Source organism: Vibrio ponticus (assembly GCF_009938225.1).
GTDB lineage: Bacteria > Pseudomonadota > Gammaproteobacteria > Enterobacterales > Vibrionaceae > Vibrio > Vibrio ponticus.
The window spans coordinates 2,871,324-2,896,751 of record NZ_AP019657.1 but is presented as its reverse complement, the minus strand read 5'-3'; the positions used below and the strand labels follow the sequence as shown (position 1 = coordinate 2,896,751).

20 protein-coding genes are annotated in these 25,428 nt (G+C 47.0%); 11 read left to right on the top strand and 9 right to left on the bottom strand.

Translation table 11 applies throughout. From position 1 onward, the window contains the following. Positions 1-7 precede the first annotated feature (7 nt). The 4 genes from ilvE (at position 8) to acuI (ending at position 5,587) form a co-directional block, all read left to right on the top strand. Positions 8-952 (top strand): branched-chain-amino-acid transaminase, encoded by a 945-nt coding sequence (gene ilvE, locus GZN30_RS13070; protein WP_075648174.1) that lies wholly within the window; start codon positions 8-10, stop codon positions 950-952. 14 nt (positions 953-966) lie between these two features. Continuing rightward, the gene (gene ilvD, locus GZN30_RS13065; protein WP_075648173.1) at positions 967-2,808 is read left to right on the top strand and encodes a dihydroxy-acid dehydratase; all 1,842 of its coding nucleotides are present in this window, start codon (positions 967-969) and stop codon (positions 2,806-2,808) included. Between the two features lie 4 nt (positions 2,809-2,812). After that, positions 2,813-4,363, top strand: coding sequence for a threonine ammonia-lyase, biosynthetic (gene ilvA, locus GZN30_RS13060; protein WP_075648172.1), 1,551 nt, complete (start codon positions 2,813-2,815; stop codon positions 4,361-4,363). Between the two features lie 243 nt (positions 4,364-4,606). Beyond that, positions 4,607-5,587, top strand: coding sequence for an acrylyl-CoA reductase (NADPH) (gene acuI, locus GZN30_RS13055; RefSeq protein WP_075648171.1), 981 nt, complete (start codon positions 4,607-4,609; stop codon positions 5,585-5,587). 89 nt (positions 5,588-5,676) lie between these two features. Here the strand turns inward: acuI and GZN30_RS13050 are convergent, their stop codons facing one another. Continuing rightward, complete coding sequence (locus tag GZN30_RS13050) at positions 5,677-6,618, bottom strand: LysR family transcriptional regulator (protein WP_075648170.1); 942 nt, start codon at positions 6,616-6,618, stop codon at positions 5,677-5,679. Between the two features lie 529 nt (positions 6,619-7,147). On the opposite strand from GZN30_RS13050, the gene tusA reads away from it, so the two are divergent. After that, positions 7,148-7,396, top strand: coding sequence for a sulfurtransferase TusA (tusA, locus tag GZN30_RS13045; protein ID WP_075648203.1), 249 nt, complete (start codon positions 7,148-7,150; stop codon positions 7,394-7,396). A gap of 73 nt (positions 7,397-7,469) precedes the next feature. Here tusA and GZN30_RS13040 read toward each other — a convergent pair whose 3' ends face one another. The 3 genes from GZN30_RS13040 to GZN30_RS13030 all read right to left on the bottom strand — a co-directional run bounded on the left by GZN30_RS13040 (position 7,470) and on the right by GZN30_RS13030 (position 10,487). After that, positions 7,470-7,730 carry a hypothetical protein gene (locus tag GZN30_RS13040; RefSeq protein ID WP_075648169.1) on the bottom strand — a complete coding sequence of 87 codons (261 nt, stop codon included), beginning with the start codon at positions 7,728-7,730 and terminating at the stop codon, positions 7,470-7,472. Positions 7,731-7,956: 226 nt separating this feature from the next. Then, a complete protein-coding gene (locus GZN30_RS13035; protein WP_075648168.1) occupies positions 7,957-9,630 on the bottom strand; it encodes an ABC transporter substrate-binding protein in 1,674 nt (557 codons plus the stop codon). 302 nt (positions 9,631-9,932) lie between these two features. Further along, positions 9,933-10,487, bottom strand: coding sequence for a TMEM165/GDT1 family protein (locus GZN30_RS13030; RefSeq protein ID WP_075648167.1), 555 nt, complete (start codon positions 10,485-10,487; stop codon positions 9,933-9,935). A gap of 495 nt (positions 10,488-10,982) precedes the next feature. Here GZN30_RS13030 and glyQ point away from each other — a divergent pair, with 495 nt between their 5' ends. The 3 genes from glyQ to GZN30_RS13015 all read left to right on the top strand — a co-directional run bounded on the left by glyQ (position 10,983) and on the right by GZN30_RS13015 (position 15,539). Beyond that, positions 10,983-11,900 carry a glycine--tRNA ligase subunit alpha gene (glyQ, locus tag GZN30_RS13025; RefSeq protein ID WP_075648166.1) on the top strand — a complete coding sequence of 306 codons (918 nt, stop codon included), beginning with the start codon at positions 10,983-10,985 and terminating at the stop codon, positions 11,898-11,900. Between the two features lie 14 nt (positions 11,901-11,914). Beyond that, positions 11,915-13,981, top strand: coding sequence for a glycine--tRNA ligase subunit beta (gene glyS, locus GZN30_RS13020; protein ID WP_075648165.1), 2,067 nt, complete (start codon positions 11,915-11,917; stop codon positions 13,979-13,981). A 304-nt stretch (positions 13,982-14,285) separates the two neighbouring features. Continuing rightward, entirely contained in the window at positions 14,286-15,539 is a 1,254-nt protein-coding gene (locus GZN30_RS13015; RefSeq protein ID WP_075648164.1) for a valine--pyruvate transaminase, read from the top strand. A 138-nt stretch (positions 15,540-15,677) separates the two neighbouring features. Here GZN30_RS13015 and GZN30_RS13010 read toward each other — a convergent pair whose 3' ends face one another. The 5 genes from GZN30_RS13010 to dnaA form a co-directional block, all read right to left on the bottom strand. After that, the gene (locus GZN30_RS13010; protein WP_075648163.1) at positions 15,678-16,115 is read right to left on the bottom strand and encodes an Hsp20 family protein; all 438 of its coding nucleotides are present in this window, start codon (positions 16,113-16,115) and stop codon (positions 15,678-15,680) included. 446 nt (positions 16,116-16,561) lie between these two features. Beyond that, on the bottom strand, positions 16,562-18,979 hold the full coding sequence (gene gyrB / locus GZN30_RS13005) for a DNA topoisomerase (ATP-hydrolyzing) subunit B (protein ID WP_075648162.1): 2,418 nt from the start codon (positions 18,977-18,979) through the stop codon (positions 16,562-16,564). Between the two features lie 17 nt (positions 18,980-18,996). Then, complete coding sequence (recF, locus tag GZN30_RS13000) at positions 18,997-20,076, bottom strand: DNA replication/repair protein RecF (RefSeq protein ID WP_075648161.1); 1,080 nt, start codon at positions 20,074-20,076, stop codon at positions 18,997-18,999. Between the two features lies 1 nt (position 20,077). Further along, the gene (gene dnaN / locus GZN30_RS12995; protein WP_075648160.1) at positions 20,078-21,178 is read right to left on the bottom strand and encodes a DNA polymerase III subunit beta; all 1,101 of its coding nucleotides are present in this window, start codon (positions 21,176-21,178) and stop codon (positions 20,078-20,080) included. Between the two features lie 75 nt (positions 21,179-21,253). After that, positions 21,254-22,660 carry a chromosomal replication initiator protein DnaA gene (gene dnaA / locus GZN30_RS12990; protein ID WP_075648159.1) on the bottom strand — a complete coding sequence of 469 codons (1,407 nt, stop codon included), beginning with the start codon at positions 22,658-22,660 and terminating at the stop codon, positions 21,254-21,256. Between the two features lie 397 nt (positions 22,661-23,057). Here dnaA and GZN30_RS12985 point away from each other — a divergent pair, with 397 nt between their 5' ends. The 3 genes from GZN30_RS12985 (at position 23,058) to GZN30_RS12975 (ending at position 25,296) form a co-directional block, all read left to right on the top strand. Then, positions 23,058-23,819, top strand: a complete 762-nt coding sequence (locus GZN30_RS12985; protein ID WP_075648158.1) for an amino acid ABC transporter substrate-binding protein — start codon at positions 23,058-23,060, stop codon at positions 23,817-23,819. Positions 23,820-23,890: 71 nt separating this feature from the next. Continuing rightward, positions 23,891-24,562 carry an amino acid ABC transporter permease gene (locus tag GZN30_RS12980; RefSeq protein WP_075648157.1) on the top strand — a complete coding sequence of 224 codons (672 nt, stop codon included), beginning with the start codon at positions 23,891-23,893 and terminating at the stop codon, positions 24,560-24,562. After that, positions 24,559-25,296, top strand: coding sequence for an amino acid ABC transporter ATP-binding protein (locus GZN30_RS12975; protein WP_075648156.1), 738 nt, complete (start codon positions 24,559-24,561; stop codon positions 25,294-25,296). Before GZN30_RS12980 ends, GZN30_RS12975 begins: the two co-directional genes overlap by 4 nt. Positions 25,297-25,428: the final 132 nt, after the last annotated feature.

The following is a 25,428-nucleotide window of genomic DNA, read 5'->3' as shown; positions in this document are numbered from 1 at the left end:
GCAAGCAATGGCTACAAGAACAGCAGACTATATTTGGTTTAACGGTGAAATGGTTCCTTGGGCTGAGGCGAACGTTCACGTCCTCACTCACGCAATGCATTACGGTACTTCCGTATTTGAAGGTGTACGTTGTTACAACACGCCGAAAGGTCCTATCGTCTTTCGTCACCGCGAGCACGCACAGCGCCTAAAAGACTCAGCAAAAATCTACCGTTTCCCGATCCCATATACGGTAGAACAGATCATGGAAGCGACGCGTGAAACGCTCCGTCAAAACAAGCTCGATAATGCTTATATCCGTCCACTGGGCTTTGTTGGCAACGTCGGTCTTGGTGTTTGCCCACCAGCTGGGACGGAAATGGAGCTGATCATTGCTGCTTTCCCTTGGGGTTCATACCTAGGTGAAGAAGCGCTAGAAAATGGCGTGGCTGCGATGATTTCCAGCTGGAACCGCTCGGCACCAAACACCATTCCTACCGCCGCTAAAGCGGGCGGTAACTACCTATCCTCACTATTAGTTGGTGGTGAAGCACGTCGTCATGGTTATGCCGAAGGTATTGCCCTTAGCGTGGATGGTTACCTTTCTGAAGGTGCGGGCGAAAACATCTTTGTCGTCAAAGATGGTGTGCTGTCTACGCCGCCAGCAACCAGTGCAATTCTGCCGGGCATCACTCGTGACTCCATCATGACGCTGGCGCGTGAAATGGGCTACGAAGTGCGTGAAAACAACATCGCTCGTGAAGCGCTCTACCTTGCCGATGAGATCTTTATGACCGGTACTGCCGCAGAAGTTGTGCCTGTTAGCTCTGTGGACCAAATTGAAATTGGCAGCGGTAAACGCGGTCCAATCACCAAACAAATTCAAGAAGCATACTTTGGCCTATTTAATGGCACCACCGAAGATAAATGGGGATGGCTTGATTACGTCTACCCGCAAGATGCAGCCAAGTAGTAGAGGAAAAGGATATGCCTAAATACCGTTCAGCCACCACCACCCACGGAAGAAATATGGCTGGCGCACGCGCACTTTGGCGTGCAACTGGGGTAAAAGAAGAAGATTTTGGTAAACCGATCATCGCCGTGGTGAACTCATTTACCCAATTTGTACCGGGTCATGTCCATCTAAAAGACATGGGACAGTTAGTTGCCGGTGAAATTGAAAAAGCGGGCGGTATCGCGAAAGAGTTCAATACCATCGCGGTTGATGATGGTATCGCAATGGGTCACGGAGGCATGCTTTATTCACTGCCATCGCGCGAGCTGATTGCTGATTCGGTCGAGTATATGGTTAACGCTCACTGTGCGGATGCCATGGTGTGTATCTCCAACTGTGACAAAATCACCCCCGGGATGCTAATGGCATCAATGCGCCTCAATATTCCGGTGATTTTTGTTTCTGGTGGTCCAATGGAAGCGGGTAAAACCAAGCTTTCTGATCAAATCATCAAACTCGATTTGGTTGATGCCATGATTCAAGGTGCCGATCCAACCGTCTCTGATGAGCAAAGTGAACAAATTGAACGCTCAGCGTGCCCGACTTGTGGCTCGTGCTCGGGGATGTTTACCGCCAACTCGATGAACTGTCTAACCGAGGCGCTTGGTTTGTCTCAACCGGGCAATGGCTCAATGCTGGCCACTCACGCCGATCGTGAGCAGCTGTTTATCAATGCAGGTAAACGCATTGTTGAATTGACTCGTCGTTACTATGAGCAAGACGATGTCAGTGCCTTGCCGCGCACCATTGCCGATCGCGCTGCGTTTAAAAATGCAATGGCGCTTGATATTGCTATGGGCGGTTCAAGTAATACGGTGCTGCACTTACTCGCGGCGGCACAAGAAGGCGAGATTGACTTTGATATGGGCGATATCGATCAGATGTCTCGTCGCGTTCCGCATTTATGTAAAGTGGCGCCGTCCACCCAGAAATACCACATGGAAGATGTCCACCGCGCTGGTGGGGTGATGGCGATTTTAGGCGAACTCGACCGTGCTGGTCTGCTCAACACTGAAGCGCGTACTGTGCTCGGTCTTAGCCTAAAAGAACAATTAGCCCAATACGACATCATGCAAACCGAAGATGAAGCAGTACTAAAATTCTTTCGTGCTGGTCCTGCGGGCATCCGCACCACCCAAGCCTTCTCACAAGATTGCCGTTGGGATCGCCTTGATGATGACCGAGTCGATGGTTGTATCCGCACTAAAGAAAACGCCTTTAGCCCAGAAGGTGGTCTGGCGGTGCTATCTGGCAATATTGCCGTGGATGGTTGTATTGTAAAAACCGCTGGTGTGGATGAAGAAAACCTCAAATTCCAAGGTCCTGCGATTGTATTTGAAAGCCAAGATACCGCGGTTGATGGCATCTTAGGCGGCAAAGTGAAAGCCGGTGAAGTGGTGGTGATCCGCTACGAAGGACCGAAAGGTGGTCCGGGCATGCAAGAGATGCTCTATCCAACCACTTACCTTAAGTCGATGGGATTGGGCAAATCGTGTGCATTGCTGACCGATGGACGCTTCTCTGGTGGTACTTCTGGTCTATCAATTGGACACGCGTCACCAGAAGCAGCCAGTGGTGGCACTATTGGTCTAGTACGTGATGGCGACATCATTACCATCGATATCCCTAGCCGCTCCATCACACTTGATGTGCCAGAAGCGGAGCTGAATGCCCGTAGAGCTAAGCAAGATGAACTCGGCTGGAAACCAGTCGATCGTCAGCGCGAGGTTTCTTTTGCCCTTAAAGCGTATGCCAGCATGGCGACCAGTGCCGACAAAGGTGCAGTGCGCGACAAGAGTAAACTTGAGGGGTAATACCATGAGTGACACCTCTGTCGAACATAAACAATCTGGCGCAGACTACCTGCGCCAAATCCTACGCGCGCCGGTGTACGAAGTGGCGATCGTCACGCCACTGCAAGCAATGCCAAGGCTCTCAGCTCGCATCGGCAACCAAGTACAACTTAAGAGAGAAGACCGCCAACCGGTGCACTCATTTAAGTTGCGCGGGGCTTACAATATGGTTTCAAGCCTCAGTGACGGGCAAAAAGCCGCGGGCGTGATTGCTGCATCCGCAGGTAATCATGCGCAGGGCATGGCACTGTCCGGTACCAAGCTAGGCATCAAAACCACAATTGTGATGCCGAAAACCACGCCAGACATCAAAGTCGAAGCGGTACGCGGGTTTGGTGGCAATGTGGTGCTGCATGGTAACAACTTTGATGAAGCCAAAGCAGAAGCTGAGCGTCTATCGGTCGAATATGGCTACACCTTTGTACCACCTTTCGATCATCCTTTGGTGATCGCCGGGCAAGGCACGATTGGTATGGAGATGCTGCAGCAAAATGGTCATCTCGATTACATTTTCGTTCCAGTTGGCGGCGGCGGTTTAGCCGCTGGTGTGGCGGTACTGGTAAAACAGTTGATGCCAGAGATCAAAGTCATCGCGGTTGAGCCTGAAGATTCCGCCTGCTTGAAAGCTGCACTAGATGCCGGTGAACCAGTCGTGATTGACCAAGTCAGCATGTTTGCAGATGGTGTCGCCGTTAAACGCATCGGTGAAGAGACCTTCCGCCTATGTGACAAATACCTTGACGGTCATATTACCGTCTCCAGCGATGAGATCTGTTCAGCGGTCAAAGACATCTTTGAAGATACCCGAGCGATTGCCGAACCCTCTGGTGCATTAGCGCTCGCAGGGTTAAAGAAATTTACCGAGCAACACCAACTGCGTGGCAAACAACTGGGTACGGTGTTATCAGGTGCGAATACCAACTTCCATGGCTTACGCTACGTCTCTGAACGTTGTGAATTAGGTGAAAAACGCGAAGGTTTGCTGGCGGTGACGATCCCAGAACGTCAAGGTGCCTTCTTTGAGTTCTGTAATCTGATTGGCGGTCGCGCGGTGACTGAGTTTAACTACCGTTACAACGATGATGCCCTCGCCAATATCTTTGTTGGTGTGCGTCTCAATGGTGGGCAAGAAGAGTTGGAGCACATCATCCAAGATCTGCGTGCAGGAGGCTACCCTGTGGTCGATCTCTCCGATGATGAAATGGCAAAACTGCACGTGCGCTATATGATTGGGGGCAAACCTTCTAAACCACTGCAAGAGCGTTTGTACAGTTTCGAGTTTCCAGAATACCCAGGGGCGCTACTGAAATTCTTAAGCACGCTTGGCACGCATTGGAATATTAGCCTGTTCAACTACCGCAACCATGGCGCTGACTATGGGCGCGTACTGTGTGGCTTTGAGCTAGCAGATAGCGATTTAACCCGTTTCTCTGCCCATCTGCGCGAACTCGGCTACCAATGCAAAGATGAAACCGATAACCCGTCTTATCAGTTCTTCCTATCCTCTCCACGCTAACACAAGCGCCCTAAGCGTATGCTGTATTGAGCAAGCTCTTAGTTTTAACATTAAAGCCAGTCATCAGACTGGCTTTGTTCTATGGTTAAAATATTGATTCTTTGGCATTAATGCATTTAATACATAATATAAATGCTAAAGTTTCATTTTTGTCATAGCTCTAACCCGACTACACTGTGTGGGTAGAATTTAGAACAGTTTATTTGCTGCACTATTCATTTGCTGCATCATGCGGAGATCCCTATGTTTAACGCTCTAATCCTAAATCAAGAAGACAAACGCACTATCGCTTCAATCGAACAAATCGACGAAGCACAATTACCGGAAGGTAACGTTCTAATCGAAGTTGATTACTCATCTCTGAACTACAAAGATGGTTTGGCGATCACTGGTAAAGGCAAAATCATTCGTAACTTCCCAATGGTTCCTGGTATCGACCTTGCAGGTAAAGTAGTGAGTTCTGAAGACGCTCGTTACCAAGCAGGTGACGAAGTGGTTCTTACAGGTTGGGGCGTGGGTGAAAACCACTGGGGCGGCATGGCGCAACGCGCGCGTCTAAATGCAGACTGGTTGGTACCTCTACCAAAAGGTTTCGACGGCAAAAAAGCAATGATGGTGGGCACAGCTGGCTTTACTGCCATGCTATGTGTACAAGCTCTACTTGATGCGGGCATCAAACCAGAAGCTGGTGAAATCCTAGTTACTGGCGCAAGTGGTGGCGTAGGTTCAGTAGCCGTAACGCTACTTTCTCAACTAGGCTACAAAGTGGCAGCGGTTACAGGTCGTGTCGAGCAAAACGGTCCACTGCTAGAAAAACTAGGTGCTAGCCGTATCATCGACCGCGTTGAGTTTGAAGAGCCAGCTCGTCCACTTGAAAAACAAGTTTGGGCAGGTGCTGTGGATACCGTAGGTAGCAAAGTGCTAGCAAAAGTACTGGCACAAATGGATTACAACAGCGCTGTAGCAGCGTGTGGTCTAGCGGGTGGTTTCGACCTACCTACGACCGTGATGCCATTTATCTTACGTAACGTACGTCTACAAGGTGTGGACTCAGTAAGCTGCCCAACTGAAAAACGTATCGCAGCTTGGGAAAAACTGGTTGAGCTACTACCTGACAGCTACTTCGAGCAAGCATGTACTGAGGCAACGCTAGAAGAAGCACCAAAATACGCAGAAGACATCACTAACGGTCAAGTAACGGGTCGCGTGGTGATCAAGCTATAACGCTTAGCTAAAATGATGAAGAGCCAGCAATGCTGGCTCTTTTTGTATCGCTTCAATAACTGCGGCAACGTCGACTAGAAAGCAGACAATTAATCCAAACCCATATCTTCAATCCGCTTGGCAATCAAACGGCTACACTCTTCACGTAACACGCCACGTATCCACTCTTGTGCTGGAGAGTGCTCACAACGTGGATGCCAAATCAGCGAGTAGTCAAAGGGCGTAAAGTGAAATGGTAGTGGTTTGACGACTAAGTCATAACGCTCAGAAACCAAATAGGCTAAATCAGCCGGAACAGTAATAATCAACGGCATGGTATCGACAATCGCCAGCGCCGCTTCTAAGTGATACGCTCTTAGCACCATTCTGCGCTGCGGCAAATCGACTAGAGCTTGCTCAATCAGCGCCTTAACGCCATCACTGACTGCAATCATCGCATGTGGATAAGAGAGGTAATCATCGAGACTCATCTCTTTATCTGCCAACGGGTGATGTTTAGACAGCAGACAAAATACTCCAACTCGACCAATCACTTCACTGCGCAGAGGCTCAACCGCTCCAATCGGACGACAGATCGCGAGATCCGCACCCTCATAAGTCAACTGATCAGCCAAGCGGTCGTGATGCAGAGGAATAAAATTCAACGATACCAACGGCGCTTCTTGGTAAAGCCTGGGAATAGCGAACGGCAAGATAGTCTGCATCGCGTAGTCAGTGGTCGCAATAGTGAAGGTTTGCTCACAGCTATGTGGATCAAATTCAGCTGGTGCCAACAATTGGCGCAGCGACTCCAACGGAACACCCAATTGCGCATCGATCTCCAATGCCTTCTCTGTCGGGATTAAATGCTGCCCCTGACGGGTGAAAAGCGGGTCATTTAACAAACTTCTCAAACGCCCGAGCACTCGACTCATCGCCGACTGACTTAAATTCAGGCGCGTCGCCGCTTTACTCACACTGCACTCTTCAATCAAGACACGCAGTGCCACTAATAAATTTAAATCGCGGCGGTAAATCTCTTCTAATTCCACGGATGGCTTCCAAAGGCTAACAATGGCATAAGTGTACTATATCCCAAGCCCAAGGTACGGGATTTGCACCGATTTTACTCAATCGGGCACGGTTAGCGCGTGGTGATAAATGCCGAATGACAGGCAAAAAAATCCCGCCTTTCGGCGGGGAAGCCCAAGAAAACTGGGGATAGTGTCGGAATGTGTTTGGAAGATGTCTCTTTCAACATACATTGGTCGGTTTGTACTCTCTCAAGAGTTAAGCCTCTAGCACTTCTCAGTTCAAATCCCTACAATGAGAACCAAGTTGTACCGCTAGTGGTCTTTTTCCTCTTGTTGACCTGAGCTAAGGTCCAAGAGTACCCAACAAAAGCTTCTCGCTATCAATTCAAGCAGGTCGGTCAAACTGGCGTTGAATTGGTGTTGAAATGTTTTTGTTACCAACTTGTTAATTAAATTAAAACAAAATGATCATTTTGCCAAGTGATTATTGAATATTTTTTCTCCACTAGTATTATCAGTCGCCTAAAAAGGCAATGAAGTGATGACCATGACATTCAATCCAGAACAGGCTACACATACGTTGGAAGCAGAAGGACTACGCTGTCCAGAGCCAGTAATGATGGTCAGGAAGACAATTCGTAATATGCAGGATGGCGATATACTGCTAGTCAAAGCAGACGACCCATCAACAACTCGTGATATCCCAAGCTTTTGTCGCTTTATGGATCATCAACTGATTGGCGCTCAAACAGAAGAGCTACCGTATCAGTATCTGATTAAGAAAGGGTTAAGCTAAGATGACGTTGCTGACATGCAACTAAAATCTTTTGAGCAGAATGGAAAACGGCAGCCTTAGGCTGCCGTTTTGTTTATTCATCGTATTCGAGGGTTCGCACTTCCGATTGAAGCTTGCGGATTTGCTGTTGCATTGAACGCATCTCTTCATGCATAGGTATAATATGCGCTACACGAATCCACGCCTCAACGGTCAAGCCCGCGAGAATAATCGCACCAGCAACCATAGGTAGCCACATATCCGTCAGCATCATACCTAATAGGGTTAACGCTAACCCAAAGGTGAACAGATAGCTTTGACTCTTCGGGGACATCCCCATATAACGTGTCAACATACTCTTGCCCTCCACCACTAATGGTTAAGATTAAAGTAGCATGACAAACATGACACTTATATGTCACGGGTCACGCTATACGCCGATTTTTACTGGAGTTTGAACTAACTCAACTTCTGTGACGGATTGAAAATACCTTCGATTATGTCATCTATCGATTTTCATTCTGCCGATAATAAAAAAGGCTCTAATCACAAGATTAGAGCCTTTAACGCATTAGGCAAATTTAGCTGCGAGGCTTAAGATCCAGCACGTGTAGTAGACGCTCAGGCGTACCTTCCCAAATCATTGGACGACCCTTTGGATTGTCTTTGGTCCACCAGCCCGTAAAGCGCTTGGTGTTGTATTGGTAGAAGTTAGGACCAGACAACACCGGCACCGTGACTTGGTTCTCAGCGATGATCTTCTGAATCTTATGCGCTATCTTCAACTGTTCTTGGTTATCGGCTGTTTTATAGAAACTATCCAATAACTTATCTAGCTCAGCATTCTTCCAATGGTGCATCGCAAAACGCGGCATACCTTCAGAAGCTTGGAGGCGAGAGTGATAACCACTGTCCCAATATTTATGTGGTGTTGGACCATGGAAGTAGTTGGTGTAAGCAATATCGTAATCCGCACTGATCATACCGTTGTTGTAGATCGAGAAATCCGGCGTGCGCGCTTTGGCATTGATGCCCACTTCTGCAAGCTGCTCAACCGCAAGCATGACCGTATTGTTAAAGTCCGTCCAACCTTGCGGTGATTGGATTGCTAACTCAAACGGTTGCCCCGATGGGGACTCGACAAAACCATCACCATTGGTGTCTTTATAGCCTGCTTTAGCTAACAAGGCTTTCGCATTGTCTGGCGAGTAGGTCATAAATGGTTTGTACTTCTCATGCACTTCTTTGTCTGACCAAGTTTCAAATGCGTAACCCAAACCTGATGCAAAGTCGTTCAATACCGCGTTGCCATAGTTAGCAATATCGATCAGCGTTTGGCGATCCAGTGCCATTGAGAAAGCGCGGCGGAAATCGACATCGGTCAGAACTTCATGTTTTACTTTGTCTTTCGATGCGTAGTTAAACACAAATGCTTGCGTCCCTGCTGGCGGGAACCAGTAGCCGTGATCTTTTGACGCACCGAGGAAGGTCGCATCGATGTCCGGTACAAAGGAGCCAGCCCAATCGATACGCGAGTTAATTAGCTCACCTAATACTTGGTCGTTGTGGTTCATTTGCGGGATACGCAGACAATCGACGTCTAACTCAGCATTATCCCAGTAATTCGGGTTGCGACATTGCAGGAACAACGTTGAGGTGAACTGCGGCAGCTCGGTAAATGGACCAGTACCGACAGGATTTGGGTTCATAAATGCCGCTGGGTCTTCGACGGTTTTCCATTGGTGCTCAGGTACAATCGGCACTTGGACAATTTCGTAACTGATGTTGGTATTCACCTCATTAAGGTGGAAGCGAACTTTGTACTGACCTAACTTCTCTACCGACTTCAACTTACTGTTAATACCGCGATCATCAATATTTGGGTGCTTCTCAACCAAGTTAAAGGTAAAAATCACATCATCGGCATCGAAAGTCTCGCCATCGGACCATTTCACCCCTTCACGCAGGTCAAAAGTGATGCTGAGTAGATCGTTACTCATCTCATAGTTGGTCGCCAAACGGAAATTAGGCGTATTGCCTTTCAGTTCATTAAAGATAACCAAAGGCTCAAAAATAAAGTCACGAGCGGTGTGCAAACGTGAGACTGCATAAGGGTTGAAGTTGCGGATCAAAGACGCATTATGGTTAGGAATAATGGTGACTTGCGACATATTATCCACATCAGCTGCGACTGCGGTATGAGCAGACAGAGTCAATGCAGAAGCGATCACTGCAGAAAGTAGGGTTGTTTTCATGACGTTACCTTAACTATAGACACGAACACAAAATAACCAGTTAACTATCCGGCAGCAACTTCACTAAAAGACAACGAAAAACAGTTAGTTACTCTATTGTTAACAACCAATGTAAGTTTGATATTGCAGCAACGTAGCTTTGCCACGCCTCACCACAACAACCTCGATATGAGTCGAAAATAAACCAACAGAATGTTGGAAAATTACCACAAGCAAGTCGTCTTTAAGCTCAAATGATAAGAAACTAGAAATGCGAGTCGATTAAAAATTTCGCTCAACTCGCATCACCAAGCCAGCGTGCGCTAAAAGAACGCAGCCGCGATCGCTAACCCTAAGAACAACAAAGCTGAAATCTTACGAATAAGCGCCAACGGCAATTTATCCGCTGACATCTTACCCATCAAAACCACAGGCACATTGGCAACCATCATGCCTAACGTGGTACCGATAATCACCATCAGCAATGCATCGGCGTACTGCGCACCTAAAATCGAGGTGGCAATTTGAGTTTTATCGCCAATTTCAGCAATAAAGAACGCCACAAAACTGGTGACAAAGGCACTTTTTCCACAGCGAGTTTGTTCTTCGTCGAGTTTATCTGGAATCAAAACCCAGCCAGCCATCAATAAAAAACTAATGGTCACGACCCAACGTAGAATGTCTGGTGAAAGGTAGTCGGCAACCACCACACCAAGCCAAGCGGCTAAGGCATGATTTGCCAAGGTCGCGAATAAGATCGCGAGTATGATTGGAATCGGTTTACGATAACGACTGGCGAGAACCAGCGACAATAACTGGGTTTTGTCGCCGATCTCAGCGATCGCAACCGTCGTTAAAGATAGTGCTAATACACTCACAACATGCTCATTGCGAGGCGGGGATTATAGTTTTTATAACCATAGACAAACCTCACGCCCCACCCCGGTTCATGATGATTTGTCTAAGGTCTTGCTAAACTTGCCAAGAGTGGCAAGTCTTGGACGCCATGGTGATTTTGCACCAATTATGTTGACGAACAAACTCATCCACCAAGCGGTGAATTAAGTAAGCTACTCCCCAAAGACGGCGCGATTTTAATCATATTATCTCGGCATCTCAAGCCCGCTTTTGTAAGCAAAAATCACCTTAAAGGTTCAATTTCTCGCATTGATAGCTAAATATGCCAAGAAATGGGCAAACTTAGCGGTTCTGGCTATGAAATAAGCAAGATTAGCTCTACTCCCACGCACAATATCTGGGTATACTTGATCGTTATTTTATTCAACCGTCATTACTCCCAAACGTCAGAGCTGAGGTAGCAAACCTCGCCAAAGATGCCATGCGAGTAATTAGAGAATCGCGCGAACCGACTTATGCAAAAATACGATATCAAAACCTTCCAGGGAATGATCCTCGCGCTGCAGGATTATTGGGCTCAAAATGGTTGCACCATTGTTCAACCGCTAGATATGGAAGTGGGTGCGGGTACCTCTCACCCAATGACCTGTCTACGAGCGCTTGGCCCAGAGCCAATGTCTACAGCTTACGTACAACCTTCTCGTCGTCCAACTGATGGTCGTTACGGTGAAAACCCTAACCGTCTACAGCACTACTACCAATTCCAAGTAGCGCTAAAACCATCACCAGACAATATCCAAGAGTTGTACCTAGGTTCTCTAGAAGTACTTGGTATTGACCCACTAGTACACGACATTCGTTTCGTGGAAGACAACTGGGAAAACCCAACACTAGGCGCATGGGGTCTAGGCTGGGAAGTATGGCTAAACGGTATGGAAGTAACTCAGTTTACTTACTTCCAACAAGTTGGCGGTCTTGAATGTAAACCAGTTACCGGTGAAATCACTTACGGTATCGAGCGTCTAGCAATGTACATCCAAGAAGTAGACTCTGTTTACGATCTAACTTGGAACATTGCGCCAAATGGCAGCAAGGTTACTTACGGCGATATCTTCCACCAAAACGAAGTTGAGCAATCAACTTACAACTTTGAACACGCTGACGTTGATTTCCTATTTGGCTTCTTCGAACAGTGTGAGAAAGAGTGTCAAAACCTACTTGCTCTTGAAACACCGCTTCCGCTACCTGCGTACGAGCGCATTCTAAAAGCAGCACACGCGTTTAACCTACTGGATGCTCGCAAAGCAATCTCAGTAACTGAACGTCAACGCTACATCCTGCGCATCCGTAACCTGACTAAGTCAGTAGCAGAAGCATACTACGCATCGCGTGAAGCACTAGGCTTCCCAATGTGTAAAAAAGAACAAGCGTAAGGGGTAGAGTGAACATGGCAAAAGAATTTCTAATCGAGCTAGGTACTGAAGAACTGCCACCAACGCAACTTCGCACTCTGGCTGAAGCATTCGCAGCAAACTTTGAAGCTGAACTGAAAGGTGCTGAGCTAACGCACGAAGGCGTAAAATGGTACGCAGCACCTCGTCGTCTCGCGCTTAAAGTGGCAGCACTGGCAGAAAACCAAGCAGACAAGATCGTTGAAAAACGTGGTCCTGCGGTATCTGCAGCATTTGATGCAGAAGGTAACGCAACCAAAGCCGCTCAAGGTTGGGCACGTGGTTGTGGTATCACCGTTGAACAAGCTGATCGCATGGTGACGGACAAAGGCGAATGGCTACTGTTCAAACAAGAAGTAAAAGGCCAACCAACTGCGGATATCGTGGTTGAACTAGCAGCAAAAGCATTAGCAGGTCTGCCAATTGCAAAACCTATGCGTTGGGGCAACAAAACGACTCAGTTTATCCGCCCAGTAAAAACGCTCACTATGCTAATGGGTAGTGACCTTATTCAAGGTGAAATCCTAGGCGTAGCTTCTGATCGCGTTATCCGTGGTCACCGCTTTATGGGTGAGCGCGAGTTCACTATCGATTCTGCAGAGCAATACCCAGCGATCCTAGAAGAGCGCGGTAAAGTGATGGCAGATTACGAAGCGCGTAAAGCCATCATTCTTGCTGACGCACAAAAAGCGGCAGCGGCAATCGGCGGTATCGCAGATCTAGAAGATGACCTAGTCGAAGAAGTGACTTCTCTGGTTGAATGGCCAGTGGTACTAACCGCTAAGTTCGAAGAAGAGTTCCTAAAAGTCCCAGCTGAAGCATTGGTTTACACCATGAAAGGCGACCAAAAGTACTTCCCTGTTTACGATGAAAACAAGAAGCTACTACCTAACTTCATCTTCGTATCGAACATTGAATCGAAAGAGCCTCGTTACGTGATTGAAGGTAACGAGAAAGTGGTTCGTCCACGTCTTGCTGATGCTGAGTTCTTCTTCAACACTGACCGCAAGAGCAAGCTAGTCGATCGTCTGCCAATGCTAGAAAACGCGATTTTCCAACAGCAGCTTGGCACCATCAAAGACAAAACCGATCGCATCACTGAACTGGCTGGCTACATTGCTGAGCAAATCGGTGCGGACGTTGAGAAGTCAAAACGCGCAGGTCTACTAGCAAAATGTGACCTAATGACATCAATGGTATTCGAATTTACTGATACTCAAGGTGTTATGGGCATGCACTACGCTCGCCATGACGGTGAAGCAGAAGAAGTGGCAGTGGCACTGAACGAGCAATACATGCCTCGTTTCGCTGGTGATGACCTACCATCAAATGGTGTGTCAGCAGCGGTTGCTATGGCGGACAAGCTAGACACTATCGTCGGTATCTTCGGTATCGGTCAAGCGCCAAAAGGTTCTGACCCATTCGCACTACGCCGCGCATCTCTAGGTGTACTACGTATCATCGTTGAATACGGTTACAACCTAGACCTAGTAGACCTCGTAGCGAAAGCGAAGTCACTGTTTGGCGACCGCCTAACTAACGACAACGTTGAGCAAGAAGTGATTGAGTTTATGCTTGGTCGTTTCCGTGCATGGTACCAAGATGAAGGTTTCAGCGTTGACATCATTCAAGCGGTATTGGCACGTCGTCCAACTAAACCTGCTGACTTTGACCAACGTGTTAAAGCAGTTTCTCACTTCCGTGAACTGGAAGCGGCAGAAGCATTGGCAGCGGCAAACAAACGTGTAGGTAACATCCTAGCGAAATTCGATGGCGAGCTAGCAGCAGAAATCGACCTTGCGCTACTGCAAGAAGATGCGGAAAAAGTACTGGCTGAAAACGTTGAAGTAATGACTGAAGCGCTGGAACCAGCATTTGCAACCGGTAACTACCAAGAAGCACTAAGCAAGCTGGCTGACCTTCGTGAGCCTGTGGATGCGTTCTTCGACAACGTAATGGTTATGGCAGATGACGAAGCGCTTAAGACTAACCGTCTAACGCTACTGAACAACCTACGTAACCTGTTCCTACAGATCGCAGATATCTCATTACTACAAAAGTAATTGAGAGCCGATCACTAAGATAGCAAAGGGAAGCCAATGGCTTCCCTTTTTTATTGCTTACGACCACCAGCCAACTCGCATTCATTTCCTCTCCCGCATTTCATGCTTATTAATCCTAGTTTGATTAAATAGTTTCTAACTAGACTATCAATAGGCAGAGAAAAGCACTTTTATCTTATCTTGCGCAAATTTGTGCTTTGCGTCTCAAAGCCATTGCGGTATGTTCAAGGATTACTCGATTCGTCAGCAATGTACTGACGCCATACACATGAAAGCAAACACAATGTACTAGGTCTAACAAAGCATGCAATTCTCAAAATTTGGTGAAAAATTTAATCAGTATTCCGGTATCACGCAATTAATGGACGATTTGAATGATGGTCTGCGCACACCTGGCGCCATCATGCTCGGAGGGGGTAACCCAGCCGCCATTCCTGCTATGCTCGATTACTTTCATCAAGCCAGTGAGAAAATGCTCGCCAATGGCGAACTGGTCGCCGCCCTCGCCAACTATGATGGTCCTCAGGGCAAAGACAGCTTTGTTAAAGCACTGGCTAACCTACTTAAACAGACTTATGGCTGGGATATCAGCGAGAAGAACATTAGCCTAACGAATGGCAGCCAAAGCGGCTTCTTCTATCTGTTTAACTTGTTAGCAGGCAAACAACCAGACGGGTCACACAAGAAAATCCTGCTACCACTGGCGCCGGAATACATCGGCTACGGTGATGCGGGTATCGATGAAGATATCTTTGTCTCTTATCATCCTGAGATAGAGCTACTTGATGATGGTCTATTTAAATACCATGTCGACTTTGAGCAGCTAACCATCGATGATTCTATCGCCGCAATCTGTGCATCACGCCCAACCAACCCAACTGGCAATGTACTGACGGATGAAGAGATCCATAAGCTGGATAAACTGGCACGCCAGCATAACATTCCCCTGATCATCGATAACGCTTATGGCTTACCGTTCCCGAACATCATCTTTGAAGATGTCGAACCGTTTTGGAATGACAACACCATTTTGTGTATGAGCCTATCGAAACTCGGTTTACCGGGTGTGCGTTGTGGGATTGTGATTGCTAGCGAAGCGATCACCGAAGCGATGACCAATATGAATGGCATTATCAGCCTAGCCCCAAGCAGTGTTGGTCCCGCTTACGCTAACCATATGATTGAAAATGGTGACCTGCTAAAACTCAGCACTGGGGTGATTAAACCCTTCTATCGCCAAAAAGCGCTGCGTGCGGTTGAACTTCTACAACAAGCCATCACGGATACACGCTTTAAAATTCATAAGCCGGAAGGGGCGATCTTCTTATGGTTGTGGTTTGATGAACTGCCGATTACCACTATGGAGCTGTATAAGCGTCTTAAAGCACGCGCAGTACTGATTGTTCCGGGGGAATACTTCTTTATTGGTCAAGAAGACGACTGGGACCACGCTCACCAGTGCTTGCGTATGAACTACGTGCAAGACGATGAGATGATGCAAAAAGGCATCGCGATTATCGCAGAAGAAGTGGCAAAAGCTTATCGTGAAGGTAAGTAGCTTCGCCAACTAAGTGGCTATTCTGTTTAGAATCTCGGTTATAAAAATCCAAAACTAAAAAGAGCGCCATCTGGCGCTCTTTCTCATTCTATAACCGCGTTCTATATACGCGTGGTTAGCTGAGGTATAACTAACAGATTAGTTATTTTCAATCAGGCTATTGCCACCGATAGCAATCTTACGTGGTTGCATCGCTTCTGGAATTTCACGAACTAAATCGATATGAAGTAGACCGTTTTCCATTGAAGCACCAACAACTTTTACGTAATCCGCCAATTGGAATTTACGCTCAAAATCGCGCTCAGCAATGCCTTGGTAAACGTAGTTTTTACCTTCTTCCGCTTTACGCTCACCTTTAACAATCAGCATGTTTTCGTTTTGAGTCAGATCTAGCTGTTCTTCAGCAAAACCTGCCACCGCCATAGTAATACGGTAGTTGTGCTCGTCTTTTTGCTCGATGTTGTATGGAGGGTAACCGCCAGAAGTGTTTTTCGCAGAGCTTGCTTCCATCAGGTTGAACAGACGGTCGAAGCCAATTGCATTACGGTATAGTGGTGAGAAATCTACATTACGCATAATCCTATCCTCTTATTAAGCAATAGTCTTAGCCCGGATGAGAGTCATCCACATGGCGCATTTATGCAAGAAAGCGCCGAGCTAAGGGATTCGATGATTCATTCCTCTGACCTACTCTTTAGGTTCGGGGACATAATGTCGAATCTAGGGTCAAGTTGTGTGCTAATTTGAGTATCCTCTCCTGAGCGATCTCATTTAGCGATTCCAGAGGCGCTGTACTTCTCTTGTTGAGCAAGTTAGCCATCCCTCTTCATAAATAGATATAAGGTCAAAAGATCGGCTTTCAAGGGATCGGCTAAAAATATTTTTTAGATCCCCCTCTTCTATCGATATCACACTCTCGAAGCGAAGCGTTCCCGCATCTCAATTCTTTATCATAACGATCGCCCAATAAAAAACGCAGACATTACTGTCTGCGTTTTTAAATTTAGACGACAAATTAGCGTCTACACATCCAAGTTTGCTACTTTCAGCGCGTTCTCTTCGATGAAGTTACGACGCGGCTCAACTTGGTCACCCATCAGCGTGGTAAACAATTGGTCTGCTCCTACGGCATCTTCAATCGTTACTTGCATCATGCGGCGAGTTTCTGGGTCCATCGTAGTTTCCCAAAGCTGATCTGGGTTCATCTCACCAAGACCTTTGTAGCGCTGTAGGCTTAGACCACGACGTGATTCTTTGATTAGCCACTCGAGTGCATCGACAAAGCTTGCCACTGGCTGAGTACGCTCACCACGTTTGATGTAAGCGCCCTCTTCAATCAGACCATCTAGTGCTTCTGATAATGTCGCTAGTTTGCCGTACTCTTTCGAGTTAAGCAGATCAGCACTTAGTGCATACTCGTAAGTCACACCGTGGGTACGTACGATGATCTTAGGCAGATTAATACCTAGCTCAGCATGTTGCTCAACTTCAAAGCTGTAGTGGCTTGCGCCGACTTCTTTCGCGTTTAGTTGCTCAACCAATTGTTTCGTCCACGCTTCCACAGCTGCTGCGTCTTGGCATTGCTCAGCTGTGATACGCGGTACATAGATTAGCTCATGCACAAGTGCACGTGGGTAGCGGCGGCTCATGCGATCCACCAGCTTAATCGTTGCGTTGTACTGTTGTACTAGCTTCTCTAGCGCTTCACCTGCAAGTGCTGGAGCTTCTGCATTAACGTGTAGTGCTGCGTTGTCCAGAGCCAAAGCAACTTGGTACTGGTTCATTGCATCTTCATCTTTGATGTACTGCTCTTGTTTGCCTTTCTTCACTTTGTATAGTGGTGGCTGAGCAATGTACACATAGCCGCGCTCAATCAGCTCTGGCATTTGACGGTAGAAGAAGGTCAACAGTAGCGTACGAATGTGCGAACCGTCGACGTCAGCATCGGTCATGATGATGATGTTGTGGTAACGCAGTTTATCTGGGTTGTATTCGTCACGACCGATACCACAACCAAGTGCAGTAATTAGCGTTGCAACCTCTTGAGAAGAAAGCATTTTATCAAAACGTGCTTTCTCAACGTTTAGGATCTTACCTTTGAGTGGCAGGATAGCTTGGTTCTTACGGTTACGACCTTGTTTTGCTGAACCACCCGCAGAGTCACCCTCCACTATGTATAGTTCAGACAGTGCAGGATCTTTTTCCTGACAGTCAGCAAGTTTGCCTGGTAGACCCGCTAGATCAAGCGCACCTTTACGACGCGTCATTTCACGCGCTTTACGTGCCGCTTCACGCGCACGAGCTGCATCAATGATCTTCGAACAAACCATCTTAGCTTCTGACGGGTGCTCCGCTAGGAATTCCGACAGTTTCTCACCCATGGTTGACTCAACCGCTGATTTCACTTCAGATGAAACTAGCTTGTCTTTGGTTTGGCTTGAGAATTTTGGATCTGGCACCTTAACCGAAACAACCGCGGTTAGACCTTCACGCGCATCATCACCCGATGTCGCAGTCTTCGCTTTTTTCGAGAAGCCTTCTTTATCCATGAAAGTGTTCAGTGTACGCGTTAGCGCTGCACGGAAACCAGCTAAGTGCGTACCACCATCGCGTTGCGGAATGTTGTTAGTGAAACAGTAGATGTTCTCTTGGAAACCATCATTCCATTGCATTGCCACTTCGACCGAGATGCCATCTTCACGCTCAGAGTTGAAGTGGAATACTTTCTCATGGATTGGAGTTTTGTTGGTGTTTAGGTGATTAACAAACGCTTGAATACCACCTTCGTACATGAAGTGATCGTGTTTGTCTTCTTCGCGCTCGTCAGCAAGCTTGATAGAAACACCTGAGTTTAGGAATGATAGCTCACGCAGACGTTTCGCTAGGATGTCGTAGTGGAATTCTACGTTAGTGAACGTCTGGTCACTTGGCCAGAAACGGATCATGGTACCGGTTTTGTCAGTATCACCCACGACCGCTAGTGGCGCTTGAGGCTCACCATGGTGGTAAGTTTGGGTATGGATATGACCACCACGATGGATTGTCAGTTCCACTTTTTCAGACAGAGCGTTTACTACCGATACACCTACACCGTGCAGACCGCCCGATACTTTGTACGAGTTGTCATCGAACTTACCACCCGCGTGCAGTACCGTCATGATAACTTCGGCTGCCGACACTTTCTCTTCCGGGTGCATCTCAGTTGGGATACCACGGCCATCATCACTAACAGAAACAGAGTTATCCTCATGGATTGTCACAATGATGTCTTTACAGTGACCTGCCAACGCTTCATCAATTGAGTTATCCACCACCTCAAAGACCATGTGGTGAAGACCGGTGCCGTCGTCCGTGTCGCCGATGTACATACCTGGGCGCTTACGAACTGCGTCCAGACCCTTCAGTACCTTAATACTCGATGAATCGTAATTTTCAGACATGAGTTATCTTCCGCTATTTATAGTTGCTCTATTGTGCCATGTTCCACATGGAACATCTTGCCTTTATCGTCGTACATATCGGCAATTTGACCCTCAGTAATAGAGCTTACAAAAACTTGAGCCCCCGTCTCTTTCAAGCAATCAGCAAGACGCTTGCGACGTTGACTATCTAATTCCGATGCAAAGTCATCAATTAAGTAAATGCATTGCTTTCCGGTCATTTCGGTAAGGAGTTGCCCTTGCGCCACGCGCAGAGCACACACCATCAGTTTTAACTGACCACGTGAAAGCACATCTTCGACCGGTGTACCATTCACTTTTATGCGCAAATCGGCTTTATTAGGCCCGCTAAAGGTATAACCTAATGCCTGATCGCGCTCGAAGTTCTTTTCGAGGATTTGTTGATAAGGTGTGTCCTTATCCCACCCACGATAATACTTCAATTGGATATCAAATTCTGGCAAAAATGCTCCGCAGATCTGCTCTGCTTTGACGCACATCTGCTCAACATAGCGTGCACGCCATTGGCTAATGTTCTCAGCCAAGCGTGCCATTTCTTGGTCCCAGTAGCTTAGTTCACGATAGCTACGAGCCGTTTTCAATAACGCGTTACGTTGCTTACTCAGCCGACGAAACCTTCCCCATGCATCATAAAAAGCCGATTCTGAGTGAAACACACCCCAATCGATAAAAGCACGGCGATGTTTAGGTCCATCGGTCAACAAATCAAACCCTTCCGGGTGGATAAGTTGCAGCGGCAGAACTTGAGCCAGTTGCGCTAACTTTTGCCCAGATTGACCGCCTATTTTAACCTCTGTTGTACCGTCACGCTGCTTATTAATCCCAATCGGTAGCTCAAATTGATCCGAGTTCAAAAAACGACCGTGAACAAACAACTCGTCACATTCATTTTGGATCACGCGTCCAGTTAAACTGCTTTTAAATGAACGCCCATGTCCGAGCAAATAGATCGCTTCGAGGACGCTGGTCTTCCCGCTACCGTTAGGACCAATAAGAAAGTTAAAGCCTGCTGATAGTTGGATATCACAGGCTTCAATATTGCGAAATTGCTTAATAATAAGGCGAGATAGCGGCATGCTAGAGTCGAATCGGCATCACCACATACAGAGCGCTGTCGTCATCGGCGTTTTCAATCAACGCACTGGCATTGGCATCTGACATGGAAATACGCACTTTTTCACAGCGTAACGTATTCAAAACATCTAGAACATAACTTACGTTGAAGCCAATTTCGATCGCATCACCTTCAAAGTTAACATCCAACATCTCTTCCGCTTCTTCTTGCTCAGGGTTGTTGGCGGTAATACGCATCTCATTTTCTGCTAGGTTAACACGCACACCACGGAATTTCTCGTTAGATAAGATTGCCGCGCGCGAGAATGCTTGGCGCAGTTCATCACAGTTCGCTTCCAACGTTTTGGTAGTGCTTTGTGGCATAACACGGCGGTAGTCAGGGAAACGACCATCGACCAATTTAGAGGTGAAAACAAAGTTGTTCACTTCAGCACGCACGTTCGAGCTACCAATTTGTAGCACAACCGGCTGCTCTGGCGCATCCAACAGCTTAACCAGCTCTTGCACGCCTTTACGTGGAACGATGATTTGCTTAGTCGCAAAATCAGCACCGAGTGACACCAGTGACACCGCCATACGGTGACCATCGGTTGCCACGCTGCGCAACGTCGTACCGTCAATCTCAAATAGCATACCATTGAGGTAGTAACGTACGTCTTGGTTCGCCATTGAGAATTGCGTTTTCTCAATCAGACCACGCAATTCTGCTTGGGTCAGTGACACTTCAACTTCACTTTGCCAATCTTCAATATTTGGGAAATCGTTCGCAGGTAGGGTTGCCAGTGAAAAACGGCTACGACCTGAGCGAACTTGCACGCGATCGCCTTCAAGTACGAAGGTGATCACTGAATCGTCTGGCAGACCACGGCAGATATCAAGAAACTTACGTGATGGCACCGTGATGCTACCCGCTTCGAAATCCCCTTCAAGGGTCACGCGGCTGATCAGCTCAACTTCCAAATCCGTTGCGGTCATTGATAAGGTATTTTCTTCAACCTTAATCAATAAGTTACCTAAAATTGGTAACGTTGGTCGGCCGCCCAAAGCACCCGACACTTGTTGAAGTGGTTTCAGTAGATGACTGCGTTCGATGGAAAATTTCATAATGCGCTCTTGTTTGAATTCTTGATGGCGTTTAGCTCTATAGCCAATACTAGCAACTGATAAGAATACAGCGAATTAAGAAGAAAGGGTACGAATCAAGTTCGAGTAATCTTCTTTAATATCGTGACTCTCTTCGCGCAGCTGCTCAATCTTACGACACGCATGCAATACTGTCGTATGGTCACGACCACCAAATGCATCACCAATTTCAGGCAAACTGTGGTTGGTCAGCTCTTTGGCCAGAGCCATAGCCAATTGACGAGGACGAGCAACCGAACGCGAGCGGCGTTTCGACAATAGATCAGCCACTTTAATTTTGTAGTATTCCGCTACGGTCTTTTGAATGTTATCAATCGTCACCAGCTTTTCTTGCAATGCCAGTAAGTCACGCAGTGCTTCACGAACAAAATCAATCGTGATTGGACGACCAGTAAAGTTCGCATTGGCGATCACGCGGTTTAGCGCACCTTCGAGTTCACGAACGTTAGAACGTAGACGCTTGGCAATAAAGAAAGCCACTTCATCCGCCAAATGAATTTGGTGATCTTCGGCTTTTTTCATCAAGATAGCGACGCGCGTTTCCAGCTCAGGCGGCTCGATCGCAACCGTCAAACCCCAGCCAAAACGCGACTTCAAACGATCTTCAACACCGCTGATCTCTTTTGGATAGCGATCCGAAGTCAAAATGATCTGTTGATTACCCTCAAGCAATGCGTTGAAAGTATGGAAAAATTCTTCTTGAGAACGCTCTTTATTAGCAAAGAACTGAATATCATCGATAAGCAACGCATCCACACTACGATAGTAGCGTTTAAATTCTTCAATTGCGTTATTTTGCAGCGCTTTCACCATGTCTTGCACGAAACGCTCAGAGTGCATGTACACCACTTTCGCATTTGGCTTGTTATCGACGATCGCATTACCCACCGCATGCAGCAAGTGAGTCTTACCAAGACCCGTACCGCCATAAAGGAACAGCGGGTTGTAGGCTGCGCCTGGGTTATCCGCGACTTGACGTGCCGCCGCCAAACCAAGTTGATTCGACTTACCTTCAACAAAGTTATTGAACTTGTGTTTTGGGTTAACGTTTGAGCGGTGGTTGATGTTCGCGACAGCTTGCGCGTCATCATCCCAAGTTTTGTGTACCGGTTTGCGTGCTTGCAGCTGTGCAGGCGCTGAAGATTCTGCTGCCACATCCGCAGGCGTACGCTTAGGCGCAGGTGTTGGTGCCGCCACCGGACGACTACCCACCTCAAAGCGCAGGTTCGGAATATCGTTACCGCAGTATTCTTGCAGCAGTCGATTAATGCTATTTAGATACTTATCACGCACCCAATCCAATACAAATCGGTTTGGGGCAAACAAAGTGAGTGTATTGTCATTAAGCTCCGCTTGTAACGGACGTACCCACATACTGAATTCTGTAGCTGGCAGCTCTTCTTGAAGCTGTTGCAGGCATTGCAACCAAAGCGAAGATGACACGGAAACCCCACTCGAGATAATTGATCGGAAAAGAGAACAGATTTTACCTGTTGATAACCAAGATCGCCAGCAAATGATCGACGATCCAGTGAATAAGATCTAAGTTATTCACAATTTTCTCGCAATTATTCGATGGATCATCACACTCAATCCCTGTATTACCCACAAATTGATCCACATTTGCCCGTTTTTCCCCAGATCCACGCATTGGTGATAACTCTGTGCATGAAGTTATTTTTTCAAAGCTTATCCACAAGTGAATTGAATAAATCTCGAAAAATCTTCATCTGTAAATAACAATCTTATTACTAAGGTTTCTAGTTTATCGCTCTTAGTTATTTATCTAACCAGATTCTCATATGTAGTATTTGTAACCATAAATTTATGAGGATGTAATATGAAAAACTGGATAAAAACAACAATTGCTACCATCGCCCTCTCAACAGCGGCACTGCAGGTTTCAGCGGAAACTGTCATTGATGAAGTAAAAGTGGGGATGTCTGGTCGTTACTTCCCATTCACGTTTGTAGAAAAGGATAAACTGCAAGGGTTTGAAGTCGATCTGTGGGATGAAATTGGTAAACGTAATGGCTACCAAGTGGAGTATGTGACTGCCAACTTCTCTGGTCTATTTGGATTATTAGAAACTGGGCGTATCGATACCATTTCAAACCAGATCACCATGACTGACGCACGTAAAGCGAAATACCTATTTGCCGACCCATATGTCGTTGATGGCGCTCAAATCACCGTGCGCAAAGGCAACGATGAGATCCAAGACGTTACGGATCTCGCGGGTAAAACAGTGGCGGTGAACTTAGGTTCTAACTTCGAGCAGCTGCTGCGCCAATACGATAAAGATAATCAAATCAACATCAAAACTTACGATACCGGCATTGAGCACGATGTCGCTTTAGGTCGTGCGGATGCGTTTGTGATGGATCGTCTCTCAGCGCTGGAGTTAATCAAAAAAACCGGTCTACCGCTGCAACTCGCTGGCGAACCATTTGAAACCATTCAGAATGCTTGGCCTTTCTTAGACAATGCTCGCGGTCAACAGCTGCAAACTGAAGTCAACCAAGCCCTGGGTGAGATGCGCGCCGACGGTACGCTCAAAACCATCTCAGAAAAATGGTTCGGTGCTGATATTACTCACTAAGCTCTAATTATCATCCAACACAATAAAGGTGGAGTAACTCCACCTTTTCTTTTCTCTTTTAGGTAAGGTTTATGGGATTCGATTTTAATTACATGCTTGAGCTGATGCCGATCCTACTCAAGTATCTTGGCACCACTATGGAGATGGCATCGTGGGGATTGGTATTTTCGCTGATCTTAGCGGTCATTCTTGCCAATATTCGTGTTTTTCGTCTGCCTGTGTTGGATCAACTTAGTCAGCTATACATCAGCTTCTTTCGCGGCACTCCACTGCTGGTGCAACTGTTTTTACTCTATTACGGTCTGCCACAAATTTTTCCGATCATGGTCGGCATCGATGCCTTCAGTGCGGCGGTTATCGGGTTAACCTTGCACTTTGCCGCCTATATGGCCGAGAGCATTCGCGCTGCAATTATTGGTATTGATCGCAGTCAAATGGAAGCCAGTTTGTCTGTGGGCATGACCACTCCCCAAGCCATGCGCCGCATTATTCTGCCACAAGCAACCCGCGTAGCATTGCCATCATTGATGAACTATTTCATCGACATGATTAAATCGACGTCACTGGCATTTACTCTTGGCGTGGCGGAAATCATGGCAAAAGCCCAAATGGAAGCCTCTTCGAGTTTCCGCTTCTTTGAAGCTTTCTTAGCCGTTGCACTCATTTACTGGGGTGTGGTGGTAATTTTGACTCGTGTGCAAATTTGGGCCGAGCATAAATTGAATAAGGCGTACGTACGATGATCAAATTAACCAATATCCACAAACAATTTGGTGATAGCGAAGTACTTAAAGGCATTGATCTTGACATCAAACAAGGTGAGATCATTGTGATTATCGGCTCTAGTGGTACTGGTAAATCGACGCTATTACGTTGCGTGAATTTTCTCGAGCAAGCCGACCAAGGCACGATAACCATTGATGATGTCAGCGTCGATAGCCAAAAACACACCAAAGCGGAAGTGTTGGCGTTGCGCCGCAAAACCGGCTTTGTATTTCAAAACTACGCGCTATTTGCTCATATGACCGCGAGGCAAAACATCGCCGAGGGTTTAATCACGGTGCGTCACTGGAAAAAAGCCGATGCCCTCGCCCGCGCTCAGCAAATCCTTGATGATATTGGATTGGGTGATAAAGGCGACAGTTACCCTGCCGCGCTGTCTGGTGGACAACAACAGCGTGTCGGTATTGGCCGAGCGATGGCGTTGCAACCAGAATTATTGTTATTTGATGAGCCAACGTCAGCGTTAGATCCGGAATGGGTCGGCGAAGTGTTGAATCTCATGAAGCACCTTGCCACTCAGCATCAGACCATGCTGGTGGTGACTCATGAAATGCAATTTGCTAAAGAAGTCGCCGATCGCGTGATCTTCATGGCAGAGGGAAACATCGTCGAACAAGGATCGCCTGCGGAAATTTTCGACAATCCGCAAGATCCGAGACTGAAAAAGTTCCTTAATCAGGTAGGAGTTGAATAAAGATCCAACATAAGGATCGCTTGATCCTTGAGATTTTGCTCACACTACGTATAATCGCCCGACGCGGAATTTCATACACATGAGTCGTTGACACAATTTGTGAGTGTGATTACAATTCCGCCTCTTTGTTGA